This is a genomic window from Dyella sp. SG562 (assembly GCF_011759495.1).
In the GTDB taxonomy this organism is placed as follows: Bacteria; Pseudomonadota; Gammaproteobacteria; order Xanthomonadales; family Rhodanobacteraceae; genus Dyella_D; species Dyella_D marensis.
Map to the genome: position 1 here is coordinate 15499 of NZ_JAAOYS010000019.1, position 21372 is coordinate 36870.

Annotated in this window: 17 protein-coding genes; 10 read left to right on the plus strand and 7 right to left on the minus strand. The window is 61.8% G+C overall.

Features of this window, described 5'->3' with window-relative positions; translation table 11 throughout:
* Positions 1–80: 80 nt before the first annotated feature.
* Entirely contained in the window at positions 81–722 is a 642-nt protein-coding gene (locus FHW84_RS22160; protein WP_167258517.1) for a DUF4126 domain-containing protein, read from the plus strand.
* A 140-nt stretch (positions 723–862) separates the two neighbouring features.
* Here FHW84_RS22160 and FHW84_RS22165 read toward each other — a convergent pair whose 3' ends face one another.
* Positions 863–2620 carry a M1 family metallopeptidase gene (locus tag FHW84_RS22165; protein WP_167258519.1) on the minus strand — a complete coding sequence of 586 codons (1758 nt, stop codon included), beginning with the start codon at positions 2618–2620 and terminating at the stop codon, positions 863–865.
* A 222-nt stretch (positions 2621–2842) separates the two neighbouring features.
* On the opposite strand from FHW84_RS22165, the gene FHW84_RS22170 reads away from it, so the two are divergent.
* Entirely contained in the window at positions 2843–3208 is a 366-nt protein-coding gene (locus tag FHW84_RS22170) for a DUF559 domain-containing protein (RefSeq protein WP_167258521.1), read from the plus strand.
* A 108-nt stretch (positions 3209–3316) separates the two neighbouring features.
* Here FHW84_RS22170 and FHW84_RS22175 read toward each other — a convergent pair whose 3' ends face one another.
* The 4 genes from FHW84_RS22175 to FHW84_RS22190 all read right to left on the minus strand — a co-directional run bounded on the left by FHW84_RS22175 (position 3317) and on the right by FHW84_RS22190 (position 9065).
* Positions 3317–4696: a leucyl aminopeptidase family protein gene (locus tag FHW84_RS22175; protein ID WP_167258523.1), complete on the minus strand. Its 1380-nt coding sequence runs from the start codon at positions 4694–4696 to the stop codon at positions 3317–3319.
* Positions 4697–5275: 579 nt separating this feature from the next.
* Complete coding sequence (locus FHW84_RS22180; RefSeq protein WP_167258525.1) at positions 5276–5977, minus strand: HAD family hydrolase; 702 nt, start codon at positions 5975–5977, stop codon at positions 5276–5278.
* Between the two features lie 8 nt (positions 5978–5985).
* Positions 5986–7233: a substrate-binding domain-containing protein gene (locus tag FHW84_RS22185; RefSeq protein WP_167258527.1), complete on the minus strand. Its 1248-nt coding sequence runs from the start codon at positions 7231–7233 to the stop codon at positions 5986–5988.
* 458 nt (positions 7234–7691) lie between these two features.
* A complete protein-coding gene (locus FHW84_RS22190; protein ID WP_167258529.1) occupies positions 7692–9065 on the minus strand; it encodes a Do family serine endopeptidase in 1374 nt (457 codons plus the stop codon).
* 495 nt (positions 9066–9560) lie between these two features.
* Between FHW84_RS22190 and FHW84_RS22195 the strand changes: the two genes are divergently transcribed.
* The 7 genes from FHW84_RS22195 to FHW84_RS22225 all read left to right on the plus strand — a co-directional run bounded on the left by FHW84_RS22195 (position 9561) and on the right by FHW84_RS22225 (position 17596).
* Positions 9561–11723 (plus strand): adenosylcobalamin-dependent ribonucleoside-diphosphate reductase, encoded by a 2163-nt coding sequence (locus tag FHW84_RS22195; RefSeq protein ID WP_167258531.1) that lies wholly within the window; start codon positions 9561–9563, stop codon positions 11721–11723.
* A 157-nt stretch (positions 11724–11880) separates the two neighbouring features.
* The gene (locus FHW84_RS22200) at positions 11881–12387 is read left to right on the plus strand and encodes a histidine biosynthesis protein HisIE (RefSeq protein WP_167258533.1); all 507 of its coding nucleotides are present in this window, start codon (positions 11881–11883) and stop codon (positions 12385–12387) included.
* Positions 12388–12493: 106 nt separating this feature from the next.
* Complete coding sequence (locus FHW84_RS22205; protein ID WP_167258535.1) at positions 12494–13249, plus strand: NrdJb; 756 nt, start codon at positions 12494–12496, stop codon at positions 13247–13249.
* Positions 13250–13398: 149 nt separating this feature from the next.
* On the plus strand, positions 13399–13827 hold the full coding sequence (locus tag FHW84_RS22210; protein WP_167258537.1) for a hypothetical protein: 429 nt from the start codon (positions 13399–13401) through the stop codon (positions 13825–13827).
* Complete coding sequence (locus tag FHW84_RS22215; protein ID WP_167258539.1) at positions 13824–15173, plus strand: ParA family protein; 1350 nt, start codon at positions 13824–13826, stop codon at positions 15171–15173. Before FHW84_RS22210 ends, FHW84_RS22215 begins: the two co-directional genes overlap by 4 nt.
* A gap of 89 nt (positions 15174–15262) precedes the next feature.
* Positions 15263–16612 (plus strand): hypothetical protein, encoded by a 1350-nt coding sequence (locus tag FHW84_RS22220; RefSeq protein WP_167258541.1) that lies wholly within the window; start codon positions 15263–15265, stop codon positions 16610–16612.
* A 492-nt stretch (positions 16613–17104) separates the two neighbouring features.
* The gene (locus FHW84_RS22225) at positions 17105–17596 is read left to right on the plus strand and encodes a hypothetical protein (protein WP_167258543.1); all 492 of its coding nucleotides are present in this window, start codon (positions 17105–17107) and stop codon (positions 17594–17596) included.
* Positions 17597–17670: 74 nt separating this feature from the next.
* On the opposite strand, the gene FHW84_RS22230 is transcribed toward FHW84_RS22225, so the two are convergent.
* Positions 17671–18588: a hypothetical protein gene (locus tag FHW84_RS22230; RefSeq protein WP_167258545.1), complete on the minus strand. Its 918-nt coding sequence runs from the start codon at positions 18586–18588 to the stop codon at positions 17671–17673.
* 678 nt (positions 18589–19266) lie between these two features.
* Complete coding sequence (locus FHW84_RS22240; RefSeq protein WP_167258549.1) at positions 19267–19572, minus strand: hypothetical protein; 306 nt, start codon at positions 19570–19572, stop codon at positions 19267–19269.
* Between the two features lie 810 nt (positions 19573–20382).
* Between FHW84_RS22240 and FHW84_RS22245 the strand changes: the two genes are divergently transcribed.
* A complete protein-coding gene (locus tag FHW84_RS22245) occupies positions 20383–21327 on the plus strand; it encodes a hypothetical protein (protein ID WP_167258551.1) in 945 nt (314 codons plus the stop codon).
* Positions 21328–21372: the final 45 nt, after the last annotated feature.

A 21372-nucleotide genomic window follows, 5' to 3' on the forward strand; every position in this document is an offset into this window, starting at 1 on the left:
CTTCGCATCGTTGGGGTTTGCGGCTCACTCCAACCTACGCCTGTGCTACATAAGCGCCGACGCACCCGCGGAGGCCCGCCATGGACACGCTATCGAACGTCGCGCTCGCCGGCGGCCTGGCCTGGGCCAGCGGCGTGCGCCTCTACGCCACCGTCTTCCTGGCCGGCCTGCTCGGCCGTTTCGGCGTGGTGCACCTGCCGCCGGGGCTGGAGATGCTCAGCGACAATTGGGTGCTGATCGTCTCCGGCGTGCTGATGCTCGGCGAATTCCTCGCCGACAAGATTCCCGCGTTCGACAGCGCGTGGGATGCGATCCACACCTTTATCCGCATCCCCGCCGGGACGCTGCTGGCGTGGGGAGTGTTCAAGGATGCGTCGCCGGCGATGCAGGCTGCCGCGGCGCTGCTCGGCGGTGCGCTGGTGTCGAGCACGCATCTGGCCAAGTCCGGCACGCGCGCGCTGATCAACACCTCGCCGGAGCCTTTCAGCAACTGGGGCGCCAGCGTGAGCGAAGACCTCACCTGGGCCGGCATGTTCTACCTGATGTGGCAGCACCCGCTGGCGCTGCTGGTGGTGCTGGGCTTGTTCGTGGTGTTGATGGTGTGGTTGTTGCCGAAGATCGTGCGGGGGGTGCGGGTGGTGTTTCGTACGTTGCGGCGGTTGTTTGGTTCTTCGGCGGAGCCTTCCACCTCCCTCTCCCCGCCGGGAAGAGGGCCGGGGTGAGGGGGCGGGGCTTGCGGCCGGGTTCGGGCGAAGCGAGGTAGAGCTTTCAGGCAGCGGTAGCCCTCAGTGCTTCGCTCCGACCGGCCCCTCACCCCAACCCTCTCCCCGGAGGGGAGAGGGGGCAAAAGCAGGGCGGGCGATTACCCCTTCTTCTTCGCCTTAGCCTGCTTCTCCATCTCTTCCTTCTTCCACTGCCGGTATGCGTCGACGTGCGGCAGGTCGCGCAGCACCTTGCTGCGCGGGTCCACCACCACCAGCGCGCCGGCCGGCGCCTTCAGCGAACCGTTGCCATCCGCCATCGGCAGCGTCTGCATGGTGTCGCCCACCTGCACCTCTACCGGCATCGGGAACGGCTTGTCGTGCGGCACCTTCCAGTGCAGCGACACCGTGTCGCCCTCGCGCTTCACTTCCAGCGCCGGCAATGCGGATTCGTACAGGTACACATCGAAGAACCAGCCCATATCCTTCCCGGTCACCTGCTTGACGATATCGATGTAATCGCGCGTCGTCGCATAGTGCGGTGCGAAATTGCCGGGCTTGGGATCCGGACGGCCGTATACCAGCCGGCGCACCGTCTCGAAGAAGGCCTTGTCGCCGATCGTCTGCCGCAGCGTGTGCAGCATCAGTGAGCCCTTGTAGTAGATGTCGTTGGCCGGACCGGTGTCGGCGTCGTACACCTCGTGCTCGAACTGATGGCGGCCGGCCACGATCGGGTGCACGTTCTTCACCGCCGTGCGCTCGGTCTGCAGCATCGAGAAGTAGGGCATGTCGCCGTACAGATACTGGCCGTACAGCGGCTGCATATAGGTGCCGAAACCCTCGTGGATCCACATGTCGTCCCAGTCGACATTGGTCACCTGGTTGCCGAACCACTCATGCGAGAACTCGTGCTGCAGCAGCCAGTCGAAGCCGAACTCGCTGCGCGGGTAGCCGTTGCCGTAGGCATTGATGGTCTGGTGCTCCATGCCCAGATGCGGCGTTTCCACCACGCCCATCTTCTCGTCGCCGAACGGGTAGGGGCCGATCTGCTCCTCGAAGAAGTCGAGCATGCGCGGAAACTCGCCGAACAGCTGCTTCGCCTGCGCCTCGTGGCCGCGCAGGTACCACATCTGCATCGGGATGGTGTTGCCGTAATGGCTCTTGTAGTCGCCCTTCAGCACGTCGAACGGGCCGATATTGAGCGAGATCGCATAGGTGGTCGGATGCTTGGCGCGCCAATGGTAGGTGTGGTTCGCGCCCGCATCCTTGATGTCCACCAGCACGCCGTTGCCCGGCGCGGCCAGCGACTTGGGCACGGTGACATAGGTGTCGACCAGGTCGGGCTTGCCCATCGGATGGTCGATGCACGGCCAGAACATGTCGCAGCCTTCGCCTTCCACCGCGGTGGCGATCCACGGCTGGCCGTCCTCGGTCTTGGCCCACACGAAGCCGCCGTCCCAGGGCGCGCGCTTGGCCACGTGCGGCTTGCCGCCGTAGCGGATCTCCACCGTGGTCTTGCCGCCCTTGGCCAGCGGCTTGGTCAGGGAAATCCGCAGGCGGCCGTCAGGGTTGCTCCAGGCGCTGGTCGGCAAGGCCTTGCCGTCCAGTGCGATGCCGCTGATCTTCAGCTCCGGATCCAGGTCCAGCAGCAGCACGTCGGTCGCTGCGCGCGCGCTGAAGGTGAGCCGCGCCGTGGCGTCCAGCGTCTCCTTGGGGATGTCCACCGCGAAGTGCAGCTCGGCGTGATCGAAGTTCAGCCGCTGCTGCTCGGCCGGCATTTCGCCGCCGGAACGCTGCGTCTGCGCGCTGAGCGGCGGCTGCTCGGGCAGCTTTTCCGGCGTGTCGGCGGCGAAGGCGGCAGGGGTGCCCAGCAGGGCGGCCAGGCCCAGGGCGAGCAGGCGGGGGCGAAGGGTCGGCATGGGGAGGCTCCCGGTGAGTGAAGTACTAAGCATGGCAGTGAAGTGTCCTAGGCAACATCGCCGAAGGTCATGCCGGCCGGCACTGGCGCCGGCCTACACGATGTCGCTGGAACCTGCCTTGCGGCCGTGGCGCGAACCGACCGTGCGGCGCGGCGGCGCCCGATGGCCGGGGCAGGGGGCGCAGGCGCCCACTGTGCTTCCCCCGATCGCCAGGAGCGCCCCATGCACCACCTCCGCCGCCAGGCCGACCAGCAACGCCAGCAATGCGTCCAGGCCGAGCGCCGCCTGTGGCTGGCGCTGCAGGGCGAGGACACCGTCCGCTACCGCTTCCGCCGCCACCATCTGATCGCCGGCTATCTGGTCGACATGGTCTGCGTGCCGGCGCGGCTGATCGTCGAGATCGACGACGGCCGCGTGCAGGCCGCGCCGTGCTACCACTGCGCGCGTACCCGCACCCTCGAAGGCAAGGGCTACCGCCTGCGCCGCTTCCGCAGCGACGACGTGCTGCTGCGCCTGCAGCGCGTATTGGCTGACATTGCGCACGAATTGGGTCGCGATGTCCGGCGGCCGCACGCAGTGCCGTTATGACCACGGCGTCCGGCGTAGGTTGGGGTGAGCGCAGCGAACCCCAACGCATACCGCCGCCTGCCGGAGCGCGACATTGGAGTTCGCCTGCGGCTCACTCCAACCTGCGGGCTACGCCCGCACGTAGCGCTTCTGCAGCAGCACGAACAGCGCACGCAGGCCCATCGCCTCGCCGCCGCGCGGACGGCCCGGGCGGTCGCCATCGTTCCACGCATACGTGTCCAGGTGCAGCCACGGCGTGGTGTCGGCGACAAAGCGCTCCAGGTACAGCGCCGCGGTGATCGCGCCCGCGTGGCGCGAGGCACCGCTGTTGGCGAAGTCGGCGAGGTAGGAGTCGAGCATCTTGCGGTACGGACGCCACAGCGGCAGGCGCCACAGCGGGTCCTGCACGGCCTGGCCGGCGGCCAGCGCCTGCTCGGCCAGCTCGTCGCGGTTGGCGAACAGCGCCGGCAGGTCCGGCCCCAGCGCCACGCGCGCGGCGCCGGTGAGCGTGGCGAAATCCACGATCAGGTCCGGCTGCTGCTCGCCCGCATAGGTCAGCGCGTCGCACAGCACCAGGCGGCCCTCGGCGTCGGTGTTGTCGATCTCCACGCTGAGGCCGGCGCGGGTGATCACCACCTCGCCCGGACGCAGCGCATTGCCGCTCACCGCGTTCTCCACCGCCGGGATCAGCAGCTGCAGGCGCAGCGGCAGCTTCGCGTCCATGATCAGGCGCGCCAGCGCGATCGCGTGCGCGGCGCCGCCCATGTCCTTCTTCATCCAGCGCATGCCGTCGGCGGCTTTCAGATCCAGGCCGCCGGTGTCGAAGCACACGCCCTTGCCGACCACGGACAGCAGCGGATCGCCGCTCTTGCCCCAAGTCAGTTCGATCAGGCGCGGCGCGCGATGGCTGGCGCGGCCCACGGCGTGGATGGTGGGAAAGTTGGCCTTGAGCAGCTCGTCGCCGACCCACTCGCGCACCTTGGCCTTGTAGGCCTTGCCGAGCTGGTTCACCGCTTCGGCGAGCTGCTTCGGGCCCATGTCCTCGGTGGGCGTGTTGACCAGGTCGCGCACCTGCGCGGTGGCGTCGACCAGCGGGGCCAGCGTCTTCAGCTCGGCGGCCTTGACGGCCAGGGTGGCCGGTGCGCGCCTGGCCTTGCGGTAGCGGGTGAATTCGTAGGCGCCGAGGGCCCAGCCGAGGGCGGCCTGTGCGGGGTCGGCGAGTACGCCTTCGTCGGCAAGGTGGTAGCTGCCTTCGGGCAGCGTTTTCGGCAGGTGGGCGATGGCGTTGAGCGCATCGCCTGCGTCGACGCCGGCGAGCACGCGCTGCAGTTTGCCGTTGGCGTCAGGGAGCAGGGCGATGCTGCCGGGGGCGGCTTCGAAGCCGGTCTGTTCCAGCCATTTGCGCTGGGCGGCGCTGAGGCGTTTTTTGCTGGCGGCGAGGTGGGTCGTGTCGGTGGTTTCGAGGGCGATGGTTTGGCGGTCGCCGGGTTTGCGTTCGATCAGGGACATGGGACTCCATCGCCGCGCGGGGGCGCGGCTTGCTTGGCGTGGCGCGCAATGATGCGCGCTTTTGGGTGATTGGGCGACTGCGTCGCCACTTCCTAGCCGTCATTCCGGCGTAGGCCGGAATCCAGTCACTGTATGGCTTGGTTGTCGTGGTGAGGTTTGTGGGTCTCGCCTTTGGCGAGGGTTTCGCCCCGCTGCCGCGGGGCGAGTTACTTTTTCTCTGCGTGCCCAGAGAAAAAGTAACCAAAAAGAGAGGGCACCCTGCTTGGCGCCCTCCGGTGGCTACGCCACCTACGGGTCCGTGAGGGCTGGCCGGGCTTTTTGACAGGGCATCCTTGCCCTGATCAAAAAGGCGGGGACATCGTGTCCCCGCCCCCTGCGGGGCCTTTTCGTCCAGCCCTCACCGCCGGCGCCAAGGGGACCCGGTAGATCAAGAGCCAAAGCGCGCAAGCGGAACGCCGCGGCTGCGCCGCGTGCTCATCGGGGTAGGTTGGGGTGAGCCGTAGGCGAACCCCAACAATGCGATGCGTTTGAACGTGGGATGTTGGGGTTCGCCTGCGGCTCACCCCAACCTACGCCGGCTCACTTCGCAGCGCTCTGCATCTCCAACCAATCCGCCAGCGCCGTCATATCGGCCAGATCCAACTCCGGCGGCGCCCCAAGCGCCTCCGGCCACGCCACGCGCTCACGATTGATCCAGGCCGTGCGCAACCCGGCCTCGCGCGCCCCGGCCACATCCAGCACCGGATCGTCCCCGACATGCAGGATTTCCTCAGGCGCCACCCCTAAACGTTCCGCGGCGGCGGAAAAAATCCGCGCATCGGGCTTGGCGATCCCGGTATCCCGCGCACAGATGTGATGCGCGAAATGCGCGCGGATCCCGATCATGTCGAGGTCCGCGTTGCCATTGGTGAGGCTGGCGACGGGGAAGGTGGCGGTGATGCGTTGCAGGGCCGGCAGGCTGTCGGCGTAGAGCTCCACGCTGTTGCGGGCGGTGAAGTAGATGTCCCACAGCACGTCCAGCGGCGCTTCCGCGATGCCGCACGCGGTAAAGGCGCGCTGCATGGTGATGTGGCGCTGGGCGGTGAAGTCGTGGGCGAGTTCCAGGTGTTCCTGCGCCACCTGGGCGCGCAGGGCGCGCATGGCCGGAATGGGCCAGGCGCGCGCTACGTCGGGGTAATGCTGGCGCAGGTAGGCGTCCAGCTCCTGGTCGGCACGCTCCAGCGCGGGGAGTACCGGCCAGAGCGTGTCGTCGAGGTCGAGCGTGAGAGCCCGGATGCGCACGGTGCGCGTCAGAGGCCCAGCTTCAGCACCTGGCCGATCTTCACGTTGTCGTTCTTCAGATCGTTCCAGCTGCGCAGGTCGGCGACGGTCACCGAATTCTTCTTGGCGATCAACGACAGCGTGTCGCCCTTGGCCACGATGTAGGTCTTGTCGCCGGTGGCGGCGGCCACGGCTTCGGCCTTCTTCTCGGCGCTGGCGTCGTTGCGCGCCTGCAGGTCCTGCTTGGACTGCTGGGTCAGCTCGGAGGTCGGCGAGGTCGCCACGCGCGAGGCGTACATCGCGCCGGGCGCGGCCACCGGCGTCGGCGTCGCGGCCGGCTCGTTCGACACCGGGCGGGCGCCCACTTCGGCCAGGATCTTGGCGCGGCGCGACACGTCCAGCTCGGCCAGCGCCGGCGCCTCGTCGTACGGCACCAGGTCGTGCTTGCGGGCCACGTCGCGTGCGGCGTCGGTGCCCAGGAAGTCCATGAACACCTTCAGCTGCGCCACCTTCGGGCTGTTGTCGCTGGTGATCAGGTAGACCGGGATGAACAGCGGATAGCTGCCGTCCTTCACCGTGGCCGGGCTCGGCGGGGTGCCGTTGATGTTGATCGTCTTCACCTTGCGGTTGCCGCTGACGCCGGCCAGCGTGGTCACGCCCAGCGCCTTCGGATCCAGCGTCACCGCCTCTTCCAGCTTCATGGTGTTCACGTACAGGCGCGGCGCCGCCACCGGCTGGTTGCCGCGGCCGAACAGCAGCTTGCGCAGGCTGTATTCCACGCCGTCGCCGGGGCTGGCCACGGCGTACAGGTCGATCTCCTGATCGTTGCCGCCGACGTCCTTCCAGTTGGTGATCTTGCCGTAGTAGATGTCGTGCACCTGGCTCAGGGTCAGGCTGTTCACCGGATTGGACGGGTAGGTGATCATCACCAGCGCATCCCACGCCACCGGCGTGAACACCAGGCTGCTCTCGGCCGTACCGTCCGGACCGCGCGCGGAACCGGCGAAATCGGCGGTGCCCTTGGCTACCGCGTCCAGGCCCGAGACCGTGTTGAACGGCTGCACCTCGATCTTGCCCTTGCCGGCCTTTTCGTAGGCCTTGGCCACGTCGGTAACCAGGCCGCGCGCCGTCGCCTGGTCGCCGCGCCAGACCAGCGTGGGAGCGGCCGGCTGGGCCGGTTTCTTGGAAGTCTTGGCTTTGGGCGCGGCCTGCGCCGCGGAAGCGGCGGCAACGCTGAGCAGCGCGACGGAAAGGATGCGTGCGAGACGGAAAGACATAGGTATGGGAAACCCCGGGGTTCGACTGGAGATGGGACCGCGTACTGCCGTCATGGCGCGCATGCGTCGGACAAAGCTGCGGTATTTCATCCGGCTGCTTGAGAACAATCAAGCGAATCAATGCGCTCGGGGTCAGAAAAAACGCCCGGAAACTCCCTCGCCTGCCATCGTGGGGCAAGAAAATGAAATGGGGGCTGACGGGAGGGGTGGATATCAGGGGGTGATGCGACGGGCGTCACGTGTTCACCCGGGAGAACATCGGAAGTGTGAAAGCGTTCGCGAGAACCCCTCAGTTCTCACACCTGAATCCTTCTCCCACCGGGAGAAGGTGGCGGCAGCCGGATGAGGGTCCGGCCGGAGCGGTGTACATCACTCTTGCTACTCCGCCCGTACCCTCACCCCAACCCCTCTCCCGGTGGGAGAGGGGCTAAAGCCGCGATGTTCTGGAGCGCGTCGCATCAACGCACATCTACGTACCGCACACCCTCATCCCCCGACACCACCAGCACCAATTGACGCGGCTTCACTCCCGCCAGCCGCTTCAACGTCGCCAGATTCGGAATCCGCGCATTCCCCACGCCGATCACCACGTCGCTCACACCCAGCCCGGCCAGCGCCGCCCGGCTCCCAGGCTTCACGCTCTGCACCGCCACGCCAGCCACGCCCTGGCTGCGCAGGCTCTGCGGCAGATCGCTGAACGTCACCCCGGCCAGGCGCGGATCCAGCGCCGCCCCATCCACCGTCGCCAGCTTCTCCGGCGTCAGCTTCGCGGTCACTTCGCGGTTGGCGCCATTGCGCTGCACCGTCAGCTTCACCGTGCTGCCCACTGGCAACAGGCCCTCGGCGTTGCGCAGTTCCTGCGAGTTGCGCAGCGGCTTGCCGTCGATGGCGGTGATCACGTCGCCGGTCTCGATGTCGGCGCCGTCCGCGGCGGAGCCCGCGCTCACCCGCGTCACCACCGCGCCGCTGGCGTTCTTCAGGCCCAGCACCTGGGCGATGCGCGGGGTGATGTCCTGGGTCTCGATGCCGAGGTTGCCGCGGCTCACCTTGCCGTGCGCGATCAGCTGCTCCATCACGTCGCGGCCGAGATTGGTGGGAATGGCGAAGCCGATGCCCACGTTGCCGCCGGAGGGCGAGAAAATCATGGTGTTGATGCCCACCAGCTCGCCGCGCAGGTTCACCAGCGCGCCGCCGGAGTTGCCGGGGTTGATCGAGGCATCGGTCTGGATGAAGTTCTGGTAGCCGGTTCCCCCTAAGCCCGAACGCCCCAGCGCCGACACGATGCCCGACGTTACCGACTGGCTGAGCCCGAAGGGATCGCCTACCGCCACCACGAAATCGCCTACGCGCAGCTTCGAGGAATCGGCAATGGGCAGCGCCTGCAATCCGGTGGCCTGGATCTGCACCACCGCCACGTCGGTGTCCGGGTCGGTGCCGATCAGCTTGCCCTTGAAGTCGCGGCCGTCCTGCAGGCTTACCGTGATGTCGTCCGCGCCGCCCACCACGTGATTGTTGGTGAGGATGTAGCCCTTGGCCGCATCCACGATCACCCCCGAACCCAGGCTCTGCGCCACCCGCTCGCGCTGCGTGCCGGGCACGCCGAAGAACTGGCGGAACACCGGGTCGTCGAAGAAGGGATCGCGCACCTGCACGCGCGTCTTGGTGGAGATGTTCACCACCGCCGGCGTCACCTTCTCCAGCATCGGCGCCAGCGAGGGCAGCGGCTGGCCGTCGACGGTAGCGGGCAGGGAAGCCTGGCTGGCCAGCGGCGCGGCCAGGCCGAGCACGGCGGCGAACAGGGCGGCGAGCGGACGGATACGGCGGTGCGACATGGAAAACGACTCCCTTTCGAGTGAGCGCATCCGGCGACGGACGCGGCGGTTCTGGTCGATCGGCCGGCCGGCATCTTAAGACGCGCGGCACGGCCACTTTGTCGGGACGACAGCGGCTTCAGACAAGCCCTACCGAGTCCTCCGAAATACCTGTCGCGCACATCAGCTAAGCGCCGACACGCGCGTCGGAAAGCCGCTCACTTCGACGTAACTCAACGCTGACAGTTCCGAACGTGATCGCGCGCAAAAATCTTTGACATCGGACGATCCCAGGGGTAACTTGCACCTCCGTTCGCACCACAACATCTTGTGTATAGGCGCCGGCGCTCCAACTAATGCTGGTGCCAAAGTGACAGCTCTAGGGGGAGTTGTCGCAGAGTCGGCAGGGGGACGCCAGGCACGGCCTCGCACACAGCGACGTACGCGCGGACGGTCCAAACCAGACTAAGAAAAAACAACGGGGCCGTGAGGCCAAACCGGGAGGTCAGGAAGCCGATGAGCACTGTGCGTGCACCAGCTGTGGGTGCGGAAATCAATCGAGACGGCGTCGCCATGATTCCGCTGCAGCCAGCGTCCTACGATATCTGGGACAAGAAATACCGCCTGAAAGCCAAGTCGGGCGATCCGGTCGACGGCAGCGTCGACGAAACCTACCAGCGCGTCGCGCGCGCGCTGTCCGAAGTGGAAGCCACGCCGGAGCTGCGCCAGCACTGGTTCGAGCGCTTCCTGTGGGCGCTGCGCCGCGGTGCGATTCCCGCCGGCCGCATCACCTCCAACGCCGGCGCGCTGGAGCACAAGCCCGCCACCTCCACCATCAACTGCACCGTGTCGGGCACCATCACCGACTCCATGGACGACATCCTGGAGAAGGTGCACGAAGCGGGCCTCACCCTGAAGGCCGGCTGCGGCATCGGCTACGAGTTCAGCACGCTGCGCCCGCGCGGCGCCTACGTGTCGGGCGCCGGCGCCTACACCAGCGGCCCGCTGTCCTTCATGGATATCTACGACAAGATGTGCTTCACCGTCTCGTCCGCCGGCGGCCGCCGCGGCGCGCAGATGGGCACGTTCGACGTGAGCCATCCGGACGTCAAGGAATTCATCCGCGCCAAGCGCGAGGACGGCCGCCTGCGCCAGTTCAACCTGAGCCTGCTGATCACCGACGGCTTCATGCAGGCGGTGGAGCACGACCAGGACTGGCCGATGGTCTTCCCGGTGCACGTGAAGGAACAGGACGAGATCGACCTGACCGACCCGGCCAAGGTGGTGTGGCGCGAGTGGCCCACCCACCAGAACTACGTGTCCCGCGAGGACGGCCTGGTCGCCTGCAAGATCTACGGCCACATCCGCGCCCGCCATCTGTGGGACATGATCATGGTCTCGACGTACGACTACGCCGAGCCGGGGTTCATCCTGATCGACAAGGTCAACGAGATGAACAACAACTGGTGGTGCGAGCACATCCGCGCCACCAACCCCTGCGGCGAGCAGCCCCTGCCGCCGTACGGCTCCTGCCTGCTGGGCTCGATCAACCTCACCACCTTCGTGCGCGACCCCTTCGGCCCCAAGGCCCGCTTCGACTGGGACGAGTACCGCGAAGTGGTGAAGGTGTTCACCCGCATGCTCGACAACGTGGTGGAGATCAACGGCCTGCCGCTGCAGCAGCAGCGCAACGAGATCCTGTCCAAGCGCCGCCACGGCATGGGCTTCCTGGGCTTGGGGTCCACGATCACCATGCTGAAGATGCGCTACGGCAATGCCGACGCGGTGGCCTTCACTGAAGACGTCTCCCGCGAGATGGCCGTGGCCGGCTGGGAAGTGGCGCTGGACCTGGCCAAGGAAAAGGGCCCGGCCCCGATCCTGGCGCAGGAGTTCACCGTCACCGGCGACATGCTGCGCAAGCGCCCGGAAATGGCCGCCGACGGCTGGAAGGTGGGCGACGCCATCCCCGGCCGCGTGCTGCACGCCAAGTACAGCCGCTACATGCAGCGCGTGGCCTCGGTGGCGCCGAACCTGGTGGCTGAGCTCGCCGAAGTCGGCGCCCGCTTCACCCACCACAGCTCGATCGCGCCCACCGGCACCATCTCGCTGTCGCTGGCCAACAACGCCAGCAACGGCATCGAACCGAGCTTCGCCCACCACTATTCGCGCAACGTGATCCGCGAAGGCCGCAAGACCAAGGAAAAGGTCGAGGTGTACAGCTACGAGCTGCTCGCCTACCGCGGCCTCATCAATGCCGCCGCCATGCCGTTCAGCGACGATCCGCAGTCCAAGCTGCCGGATTACTTCGTCTCCGCCGACGACATCACGCCCAAAGAGCACGTGGATATCCAGGCCGCCTCGCAGAAATGGATCGATTCCTCGATCTCCAAGACCGCGAACGTGCCCACGGACTATCCGTACGAAGATTTCAAGGACATCTACTTCTACGCCTATAAACAGGGCCTCAAGGGCTGCACGACCTTCCGTTTCAACCCCGCCGCGTTCCAGGGCGTGCTGGTGAAGGAAGCCGATCTTGAGAGCACCCTCTACCGCTTCGAATTGGAAGACGGTAGCGTTATCGAACTGAAAGGCAACGAAGAAGTGGAATACGACGGGGAGCTGCACACCGCCGCAAACCTATTTGATGCCTTGAAGGAAGGCTATTACGGCAAGTTTTGAGCACAGGCCGGCGGTTGCCATGCAACCGTCGGCCTGTGTCCGGAAAGCTGTTTTGAAGCCTTGATACACGCAGGCCCACGCCAAGTACTGAACTCACGTCGGAGGGGAAACCCAGATGTCCATTGATACCGATTTCGATTCGATCGCCACGCCGGCCATGCCGGAAGCCCCGGCTGCTGCCGAAGCCCCTGCCGCCCCCAAGAAGGCGCGCAAGAAGGCTGCTAAAAAGGTTGCCAAGAAGGCCGCTCCGGCCAAGAAGGCCGCCAAGAAGGCCGCCAAGAAGGCCGCCAAGAAGGCAGTGAAGAAGGCCGCTGCCAAGAAGACCGCCAAGAAAGCCGCCAAGAAGGCGGTGAAGAAAGCGGGCGCCAAGAAGACCGCCAAGAAGGCGGTGAAGAAGGCCGCCGCCAAGAAGGTCGCGAAGAAGGCGACCAAGAAGGCCGGCGCCAAGAAGACCGCCAAGAAGGCCGTGAAGAAGACGGCCCGCAAGGCTGCAAAGAAGGTCAGCAGCAAGAAGACGGCCAAGAAGGCCGTGAAGAAGACGGCCAAGAAGGCCGCCGTGAAAAAGACCGCCAAGAAGGCGGTCAAGAGGTCCACTGCCAGCAAGAAGGCCGCCGTCAAGACCGCGCGCAAGCCGGCCAAGAAGGTCGCCCGCAAGAAGAAGTAAGCCGTCATACGTGCCGGCCCGGCCTTTGTGCCGGGCCGGTGCGTTTCCGGCCTGTGGCCGTGCAGCGCCGCTCCTCCCGCCAACGTCAGAAAAAAGAAGCATCCCTATGGCGATCAAGATCGAAAAGAAGATCAAGGGCTATAACGTCGTCAAGCCCGAGGACAAGGCCGCTCCCGCCGCAGTAGCCGCACCCGCCGCGCCCAAGGAGGCGCCCAAGGCGGAAGTCATCCAGATGCACGAGAGCCTGGAGCGTCCCGAGACGCTGGTCGGCTCCACCTACAAGATCAAGTCGCCGCTGTTCGAGCACGCGCTTTACGTCACCGTAAACGACATCGTGCTCAACGCCGGCACGCCCCACGAGCAGCGCCGCCCCTTCGAGATCTTCATCAACTCGAAGAACATGGACCACTTCCAGTGGATCGTCGCGCTCACCCGCATCATCTCCGCCGTGTTCCGCAAGGGCGGCGACGTCACCTTCCTGGTGGAAGAGATGAAGGCGGTATTCGACCCCCGCGGCGGCTACTTCAAGCCCGGCGGCATCTATATGCCCAGCATCGTGGCCGAGATCGGCGCGGTGATCGAGCAGCATATGAAGACCATCGGCCTGATCCACGACCCGGAGATGGACGAGTCGACCAAGCGTCTGATTGCCGAGAAGCGTGCGGCCTATGAGGCTGGCGCAAAAAAAAACACTGAGGTGAGCCAGGCGGCGCCGAGCGTTGAAGCTGAGGCGGCTGCGGGTGAATCGAGCAACGGGTTCCCGCCGGGGGCTACGTTGTGCGCCAAGTGCAATACGAAGGCGTTGGTGTTGATGGATGGGTGTCAGACTTGTTTGAATTGTGGGTATAGCAAGTGTGGGTGACTTTTTTTCTGCTGCTTAAGTTTCATTCCGGGGCGGCAGAAATGCCGCCTTTTCCTTTAGGGCGACAATGCTCCGAAAATGAGGTAATTCGATTCGCCGTGAGCATGCCGTCAGTGCAAGATGAGCTAAGTCGCTAACGAGGAACAGCTATGGCGTATGGACAGGATCTCCCTGGCTCGGCACGACGACATTACGCGGCGGCTGAAAAGCTCTATGTTGCGCCAAAGCCTGGCGATGCGCCGGGCAATATTGCAGTGGCTGGCTACTTATATGGAATAAGTGCAGAAGTGGCGGTCAAACAATTGATGATTAAGAGTGGTATGCGGCCAATCACTTCCGGTGATGGAGAGAGTCGAGATGCTTTCTTTGTGCATTTTCCGGATTTGAAAACCCTGCTGCGTGATCAAGCGCAGGGAAGACTGAGTGGGAGACTACTAGTTTTCGCGAGAGACGAATCTTTGATGCAGCATTGGAACATTCGCATGAGGTATGCCGCCGCGAATGAAGTGAAGATGGATTGGGTCGACAGATGGAAGGTTAGTGCTAAGTCGCTGATTGAAGATATGGAGTTGCTATGAATAACGGACAGCCACAATTTGATAAATCGCTGGATGTTCTGCTGGACTCCATAAAAGAGTTGCTTGGCGAGAGTTCATTGAAAGATGGAGTCGCTGTCCGAGATGGCACTGGGCGACTTTCGTTTGTTTGCGCTGAGGATGCTCCCAAGAATTTTCATTCTGATGAGGCTGAGTCTCTAATACGCGCTCGGCTCGGTGCTTACGCGCGTGAAGATGCGCTCCTACGATTTGCGGACTCGCCGTTTGCTGGGCACGTGTTGAGCTCCACCGATAAGCTCTTTGTGGAGACGGGAGGGAATAGCTGCTGGCTCATCGATCGGCGTGTTGTCGGTGCTGGATGGTTGGCTGAGCCGAACTCCGCAATTGCTAATCCTCCAAGGCTCATTTTTGCGAGTTTGAAGGGCGGTGTGGGGCGCTCTACCGCTCTGGCGGTGACGGCGTTCGACATGGCAATGAGGGGCAAAAACGTATTGGTAATAGATCTTGATCTAGAGGCTCCCGGGCTTGGCGAATTGTTGCTGCCAGCCGATCGAACTCCAGAATTCGGAGTCTTGGATTACTTGGTTGAAAGTAATCTGGGGGTCATTGGCGATGAAAAATTATCTGACTACATTGGAACTAGCCCTCTGACGGTAGGCGGGGGCGGTGTTGTTGATGTTTTGCCTGTGCTGGGTATGGCCTCTGGGAATAATCCTCAAAATGTGCTGCCGAAGCTAGCTAGGGCGGTATTAGAAAATGTTGATAGTAATGGCGATACGGTTTCTCTTGGCGCTAAATTTGGCGGAATGATTGATCGCTTCGCATTGCTCAAGAGCTATGACCTGATTTTGATAGACAGTCGTGCGGGTCTTGCGGAGATATCCGCTCCTGCGGTCTTGGGGCTTGGAGGCGTGGTATTGCTGTTTGGTACAGCACAGCACCAGACCATTGCAGGATATCGTTCGCTCTTTGCTGGGCTAAAGCTTCTGGCCACAAAGTCGTTGGCACTAGGAAAGTCTGCAGAATGGCGATTGATGTTAAAGCCGGTCTACGCTAAGGCGAGCCTGGAACCTGAGGTGGCGAGGCGATATCAGGCTGAGCTCTATGACATGTTTGCAGACAATATCTACGATGAAGATGATGGTGCTGGAATGGGGCAGCTTATAAACTTCAGCACCTCAGAACCTGATGCGCCGCATGTTCCTTTGGTGATACCTTTTGAGTCAAGATTTGCGGATTTTGACCCTCACTATGATGTAAATCATATTGGAAGGGCATTCTATGAACAGACATTTCGGCCATTTTTGCAAGGTATTGATGCACTGCTTGGCGACCTTTCGGTACAAGATGAGGAGATTAATTTGTGACCTCGAATTCTACTAATTGGTCTCAGCTGCGCCAATCTTTGGCCAATTTGTCCCCGGCTCCCCGAGTGGAGCCGAATGCAACTATTGAGGTGAATCAAGTTTTCACGCCCGATAGTCATAGGGCGGTTTTGGATTTAAGTCGCCAATTGGTGGTCGGTAATCGCGGCATGGGGAAGAGTCTTTGGACTCATGCGCTGTCAGAGAAAAAGGTAAGAGATCATGCTGCAAGAATATATTCTCAGCCGCTTCTCCTAAATACAGATGTCATTATAGGGTTCAACGGCTCATCAAAGCCCTTGGATGTGGCCCCAACAATCTCGGTTATCTCTAGCCTGCTTGCTCAGCGGTACACCGAGGATGATATTTGGCGGGCGGTTATATTTCGCGCTGCAAAAAAGGCTGTAGGTCAGCCGGAGTCGCGAGATTTCACCGAGACGCTGATGAAAATGGCAAGTGATCCTACGAGGTACGATGTCGTCTTGGCCGAGGTGGACGACATACTTGCAGAAAAGAACAAAATTGTTCTCATACTTTTTGACGCATTGGATCTTCTTTCGGAAGATTGGCGGATATTGCGTCGGCTTGTTTCTAGTTTGCTCAAGAGGGCGCTTGGTCTTAAGTCGTTTAAGTCCTTTCGCGCAAAAATCTTTATACGTCCGGATCAATATGATGATGGGGAAATATTTAGATTTTCCGATGCTTCAAAGTTAAAAAATGATCACGTCGATTTGACGTGGCAGTCGCATGAGCTCTTTGGACTCTTGTTTTTTGAAATGCTGCGCTCTAAAGAGGGAGGGGCATTGACCAAGCTGGCAGAGAAATTGAACGCCGGCGCTGCCCTCCGACTCAATCAGCGAGGTTACGCAGCAATTGATGAACAGATCACTCTGGTGAACGCCTTGGCGGGCCGCTTTATGGGGTCGGACGCTCGGCGTGGCAGGGTCTATACATGGGTGCCGCTGCATTTGAGTGATGCCCGAAGCGCATGCTCTCCGCGTACGTTTCTTACGGCGTGGCAACGTGCGGCAGATCATGCTCCGAGTCCTACGGGGCGCGCAGTCGATCATTTGGGGTTGATTGAAGGAGTGCGTACAGCATCGACCGCTCGACTGGAGGAGCTTCGCGAGGATTATCGATGGATTGATATCGCGCTTAAAGCCTTGAGCGGACAATTTGTTCCAATGGAGCGAAAAGAACTTTTCAATTACTGGAAGAAGGCTCGTGTCATTGGTGAGATTCTACAGGGCGCTTGGCTTATGCCTATAGGACTAGAAGAGGATGGCGGGGATGCGTCATTGAACGCCCTTCTTCAGTCGATGATTAGTATCTCGATAATGGAGGAGCGGGCGAATGGAAGGATTAACGTTCCAGACATATTTCGCGTGGATGCTGGAATTAAGCGAAAAGGTGGAGTCGCTGTTCCTCGTAAAAGGGTTTAGGCCTGGAAAGGCGTGCGTCGTTCTGATTGCACGCCCTCCTCAGCTCAAGGCTTCGATAAAGGCTCATGGTCGTTTCCATGGGTAAATCGGGGTTCTGTCTGTTTGCCGTCGTATTTCTCTTGGCTACGCGAGCCATGAATCCTTGGAGCGAAGCGCGATGGATGCGCCCAACGTTGCATGCGAGCTCCCTGAGGTTCAATGAGCCGCTTCAAACGTTCTACATCGGCGCGCTGTGCATGATGGCGGCTGGCGTTGGTTATTTCGTACTGGGAGTATTCGACGCCAGAGTCCGGTGGCTTTAGGAACTGCCGCTCTCGGCTGGAGTTGGCATATGGCTTAGTGTGCGGTTGTGCGTTTGGGGTTTTCCGAATCGATTTGAACCGAAAGTAGGCTCGCCCTGATCTCGGTTCGGTTCTCTGCCACCTGACCTCGCTGAGTTGCCAACTTATCTAAATTGAAGAGACGAACCCTCACTTTGGACATTCAACAGCGATGAACCTCGCCCCATTGACACCTGTGGTAGTAGGCGTTGCCCTCGCTGCAATCGCCGCGCTGGGATCTCGAACTCGTCACCAAGTGGTTGACGGTCGCCTCGTCTACAAATTTCCCCCGGCGCTCGCTTACCTGATGTTCGGTATCGGACTTCTTTTCGTCGGCGCGCCTTTCTTGCCCGGCGCCGCTGGAAACATGGGCTTCCTGAAGTTCGCGAGCTTCCTCTGGCTGTTCGCGCTGTTTGCAGCAAGCGTTGGTGCCTACTTTCTGAAGTATCGCGTGACGATCGAAGGTGGTCGCGTGTCCGTGGGCAGTTACTTCAAACGCGAGTTCTCCATATCCGACATCGTTGAAGCAAAGCGAATCGATGGGAGTCGAAGCGCTCAGCTTGAGATTTCGCTTCGCAATGGCCGCAATGTAACCATCTCGGGTTTGGTGGCGGACTTTGACAGCCTTGCCAGCATGATTACTGGCCAAAGGGGACGAGAGTAGTTGGATGGACTCGGCCACCTAGGCTTTGCCGATACGCTTCCTGGCGCTGAAGCGCCGGCGTGGGTCATGCATCTTCAATGCGCTTGAAGCAAGCCAAGCTTCAACATCTCACGTCGCAGTGCTTCAAAATTCCCTTCCTTCGGCCAGCCAATGACTTCTCCTGTCACCTTCCCATCCTTGAGAAAGATAAAGGTGGGTGTCTGCCAGATGCGAACCTCAGGCCAATCGTCGGCAGCGTAGGCGATAGTCATCGGCGTGCCGACGTGCTTTTTGTTCCAGTCCTGGAAAGGGGCGAGGTCGACGCCACGGTCAGCCGGTGCTACCCATATAGACGCTGATCCAAAAGCCTTCGCCAAGGTGGCATCGGATTCGATGGCGGCAGTGGCGTTCCGCGTGAAATGGCAAAGTGGATGAGCCACCACGAGGATGCGGGATCCTTTGTCGAGGTCGACTTGGCTTCCGGATACTTCATTGCCGATGGGGTCCACCTTTAGTACTGCGTGGCGCACGTCACCGACCGGCGCGCCACGATAGGCGATGGGCTTTGCCAAGCCCGCGTCCTGATGCCTGGCATAGAACGCTCCCATTTCATCGAATTTCCGGCCTTGGAACAGGGCGGCGTAGAATTTCTCGACTTCGCCGGCGGATGCATCGTGACGGTCTTCCAGCGCCGCGATGACCCGGCGAAGATCCGAAAGATGCGCATCCGTGGTCTCGTAGAAATCCACGGATGCCGCTGCCATGAACATGGCGTGGAGGTCCCGAGATGTCACCTTGGCCAAGTCCGTCGACGCCACGCTCTTGAACAGCTTGGCGTAGCTAGCGGAGATCAGATGGGCTCTGTCCTCGGACCCGGCGTTATCGCGCGATACCTTTTCGAGCTCCAGATAAGCCTTCTCCCAGCTGGTGAGCTCGTCGTCGCCTGCTTGCACCGAAACTGAAAAGAGAACGCTTGCGGTCACTACAAAGAAAAACAGCAGCCGAACCAACATGCAGATTCCTCTCTGACCCATCTAAGAAAGGGGGCGGTATACGCCCCCTTTCATCGTTCAACAATTGCTGGTGCACGCGGCCGTGTCATCCGTCATGCAGGTATGACCACCCGTGCAGCGGTAGCCCTTCAGGGGCTCGAGCAGCGGCGTGATGCCAGTGGCATTCGTACGCACACCGTTCCTTTGCAGAGTATCAGTCGTCATGCTCTCCCTTCGGCTTTCCCCCTGCAATGAAGATTAAGGCGGTAGCGCATGAAGCATTCGGTGAATGCTGGTCGTAAAATATCGCGACAGAAATCATCGCACATTGCAGCCGAGCTCTCGCTTCGGAGCCACTTACTCCTTGCAAGTGATGGATTCACCCATTACGCCCCATCGTCATTCCGGCGCAGGCCGGAATCCAGTGACGGAAATGCCCCGATGATCGCGCTGTCGCAAAGACGCAACGTCTCAGCCGCAATAGTGCACACGGATCGCTTCGATCAAACCATACCGCCACTGGATTCCGGCCTGCGCCGGAATGACGAGCAAGAACATCAGTCAGGGCTCACCGGCAGCTAGACCTTCGCTTGCACCTGCTGCCACTGCATCCGCAGATGCGCCTGCGCCGCGCACCGCGTGTGCACACATTGGGGAGCAAAAATTGCCAGGAGGGCAGGAGTAGTTAATTGGAGACAATCATGGCTCCGCGGCTTCGGACTCCACCTCTCCCCGCACCTGCTCCCACTGCATCCTCAAATGCGCCTGCACCGCGCACCGCATCCCCATATCGATAAACACCCCAATCCCCTCCAACATCACCGGCAGCCGGTCCGCATCGACCTCGCCGCCTTCCCGCACAAGCTCCGCCAACAATCGAACCGAGCTGCACGCGTACTGCAACCACTCCGTGGCGTCATTCAACAGCGCATCCGGCCCCGCCTCCGGGTCGGTGTAGTAGATGGCGTGGCGCACGATCCAGGGTTCGCCGAAAACAGTGTCCATAAGCAACTCCTTGCTGGATGCCGCGGCCCTAGTCCGAGAACGGCACGCCGCTGAAAGCTCGGCGTGCCGCGACCATACGGACTCGAGGGGTCACCGGAAGCCCACAGGATGGGCGCCGGGCGGCTTGATGGATGAAATGTGTGGCGGTGTCAGGAGGTTTCGCCGTCGCGCAAGGCGACGCGCTGGGTAGGACGGCTCGGAATCTTTCCTGCGAAAACTCTTAAACCGCGGTGCTTCAACCGTGTCCGCGTGGTCGTCGGACAGCCCGAGTGGGTGGTGAGGATGCCGCCGAGGGGATCGGCGGGCGGCCGTGTGCCGTATGATCTGGGTTAGCCATGATCGACTCTCGTACAGTTGGTGATGGTTAGCGGGTCAGGGGTGTTGACGCACCCTTGGCCCGCGCTCTCACGACATTGCTGCCATGGTTGCCCGCGACGCGTCTTCAGCAACAACGCGGGCAACGCGAAGAAAACTAGCAAAGCAACCTGGGGTTGTCTGTAGTCCGGTGCCCGTATCGCAACCGCGATGCCCCAAAAGCTGCATGGATGCGTACTTTGCCAACTGCATTTCGGTCTAATCCGAGTGTCGGGAGCAGAAAGAAAAGGGGAAATACCATTGACCTTTGGCCTTGGTGTATCGGCTCATATCGATGGATATCGCTCCATCAGCGCCGTTCAATCTACGCAGCGGGGAGAGTTCCTAGCGGATCATTCGCAACCGACGATGACGCTGGCACGCTAAGAGTTGTGTAATGGCTAAGGAGAGGCCATGAGAACAGAGAGTCAAATGCCTAACTTGTGGATACCCGGCATGGAGCCGGATCCCGCCGCTCTTCAGCGGCTGAAAGATAACTTTCCTATGCCGGCTCAGCCTATGGGCGAAGCCTGGTTTATGGGTGAGCGTCGATTCTTCACCGAGCTGATGACCCAGGATTCCAGCCAATGGGAGCTCGGATTGATGGAGAGCGCCCTGACCGCGCTCGCGTCTGGCCCGGGCTGTTTTGGGGTCCTGAAGGAGTGGACGGATTGGCTGCATCATTTGCTGCCAAGGCTGTTGGGGCGTATCGAAGGGAGGGAGTGGATGGAGGTCTATGAAAGCCTCGTCACTGCTTTCATGGCGCGTTACCCGGACGAGCGAGGTGAGTATCCGTACGCTCCGTTCCTTGAGGATGTACTGAAGACGCTCGGGCGGGTGCCGATGTCGGCATCCAACTGGAAAGATGGCCGGCTTGTTGCGCGCGGTTTGATTTCCGTAATGGAGGACTCGGCGCTTGGACCCTTTCTTTCCTGTGGCGGCACGATATCCGTAGCGCTCTTCCTGCACCTGAAGTACTTGGACGAAGCGAGCTTTCCCGAATGGCTCGCTTCGGTGCTAGCTATCGATGATCCGGTCTGGCGGTTCAAGATCGTGCTTTGGATATCGAAGTCCAAGGACTTGCTCTTGCAACCTGATCAGCAGCCTGGTGTCCTTGAGTTTGAATCGAGCTTTGGTTCCGGGTGGCAAGGCTCCTGGTGTCTCATGGGTGGCAATCCGTCGTCAGAGGTTGACCCATCGCAGGTTGCGGTTCCATTTCTTAGCGATGCCCGCCGGCAGCTTTTTCGGGAGGAGATTCGGCGCCACCTGACATGCGAGTCTTTGGACCGTCTGGACGTGGAGATTGCCGAGTTGGAACGATCGCAGGTGGAGATATATGGGATTCGCGAGCAACTCGAACAGGCTTCTCTTCAGATCCTTCAGGACTATCAATTGCGGTAGATGAGCCAAGCGGTAGGCAGGCGCAGCAGATCACCAGCTAAGCAA

Coding starts and splice junctions, on each gene's coding strand:
- FHW84_RS22195 (WP_167258531.1), top strand. CDS start 9,561: ATGAGCACTGTGCGTGCACCAGCTGTGGGTGCGGAAATCAATCGAGAC.
- FHW84_RS22200 (WP_167258533.1), top strand. CDS start 11,881: ATGCCGGAAGCCCCGGCTGCTGCCGAAGCCCCTGCCGCCCCCAAGAAG.
- FHW84_RS22215 (WP_167258539.1), top strand. CDS start 13,824: ATGAATAACGGACAGCCACAATTTGATAAATCGCTGGATGTTCTGCTG.
- FHW84_RS22240 (WP_167258549.1), bottom strand. CDS start 19,572: ATGGACACTGTTTTCGGCGAACCCTGGATCGTGCGCCACGCCATCTAC.
- FHW84_RS22230 (WP_167258545.1), bottom strand. CDS start 18,588: ATGTTGGTTCGGCTGCTGTTTTTCTTTGTAGTGACCGCAAGCGTTCTC.
- FHW84_RS22225 (WP_167258543.1), top strand. CDS start 17,105: ATGAACCTCGCCCCATTGACACCTGTGGTAGTAGGCGTTGCCCTCGCT.
- FHW84_RS22170 (WP_167258521.1), top strand. CDS start 2,843: ATGCACCACCTCCGCCGCCAGGCCGACCAGCAACGCCAGCAATGCGTC.
- FHW84_RS22190 (WP_167258529.1), bottom strand. CDS start 9,065: ATGTCGCACCGCCGTATCCGTCCGCTCGCCGCCCTGTTCGCCGCCGTG.
- FHW84_RS22245 (WP_167258551.1), top strand. CDS start 20,383: ATGGAGCCGGATCCCGCCGCTCTTCAGCGGCTGAAAGATAACTTTCCT.
- FHW84_RS22175 (WP_167258523.1), bottom strand. CDS start 4,696: ATGTCCCTGATCGAACGCAAACCCGGCGACCGCCAAACCATCGCCCTC.
- FHW84_RS22205 (WP_167258535.1), top strand. CDS start 12,494: ATGGCGATCAAGATCGAAAAGAAGATCAAGGGCTATAACGTCGTCAAG.
- FHW84_RS22210 (WP_167258537.1), top strand. CDS start 13,399: ATGGCGTATGGACAGGATCTCCCTGGCTCGGCACGACGACATTACGCG.
- FHW84_RS22165 (WP_167258519.1), bottom strand. CDS start 2,620: ATGCCGACCCTTCGCCCCCGCCTGCTCGCCCTGGGCCTGGCCGCCCTG.
- FHW84_RS22185 (WP_167258527.1), bottom strand. CDS start 7,233: ATGTCTTTCCGTCTCGCACGCATCCTTTCCGTCGCGCTGCTCAGCGTT.
- FHW84_RS22160 (WP_167258517.1), top strand. CDS start 81: ATGGACACGCTATCGAACGTCGCGCTCGCCGGCGGCCTGGCCTGGGCC.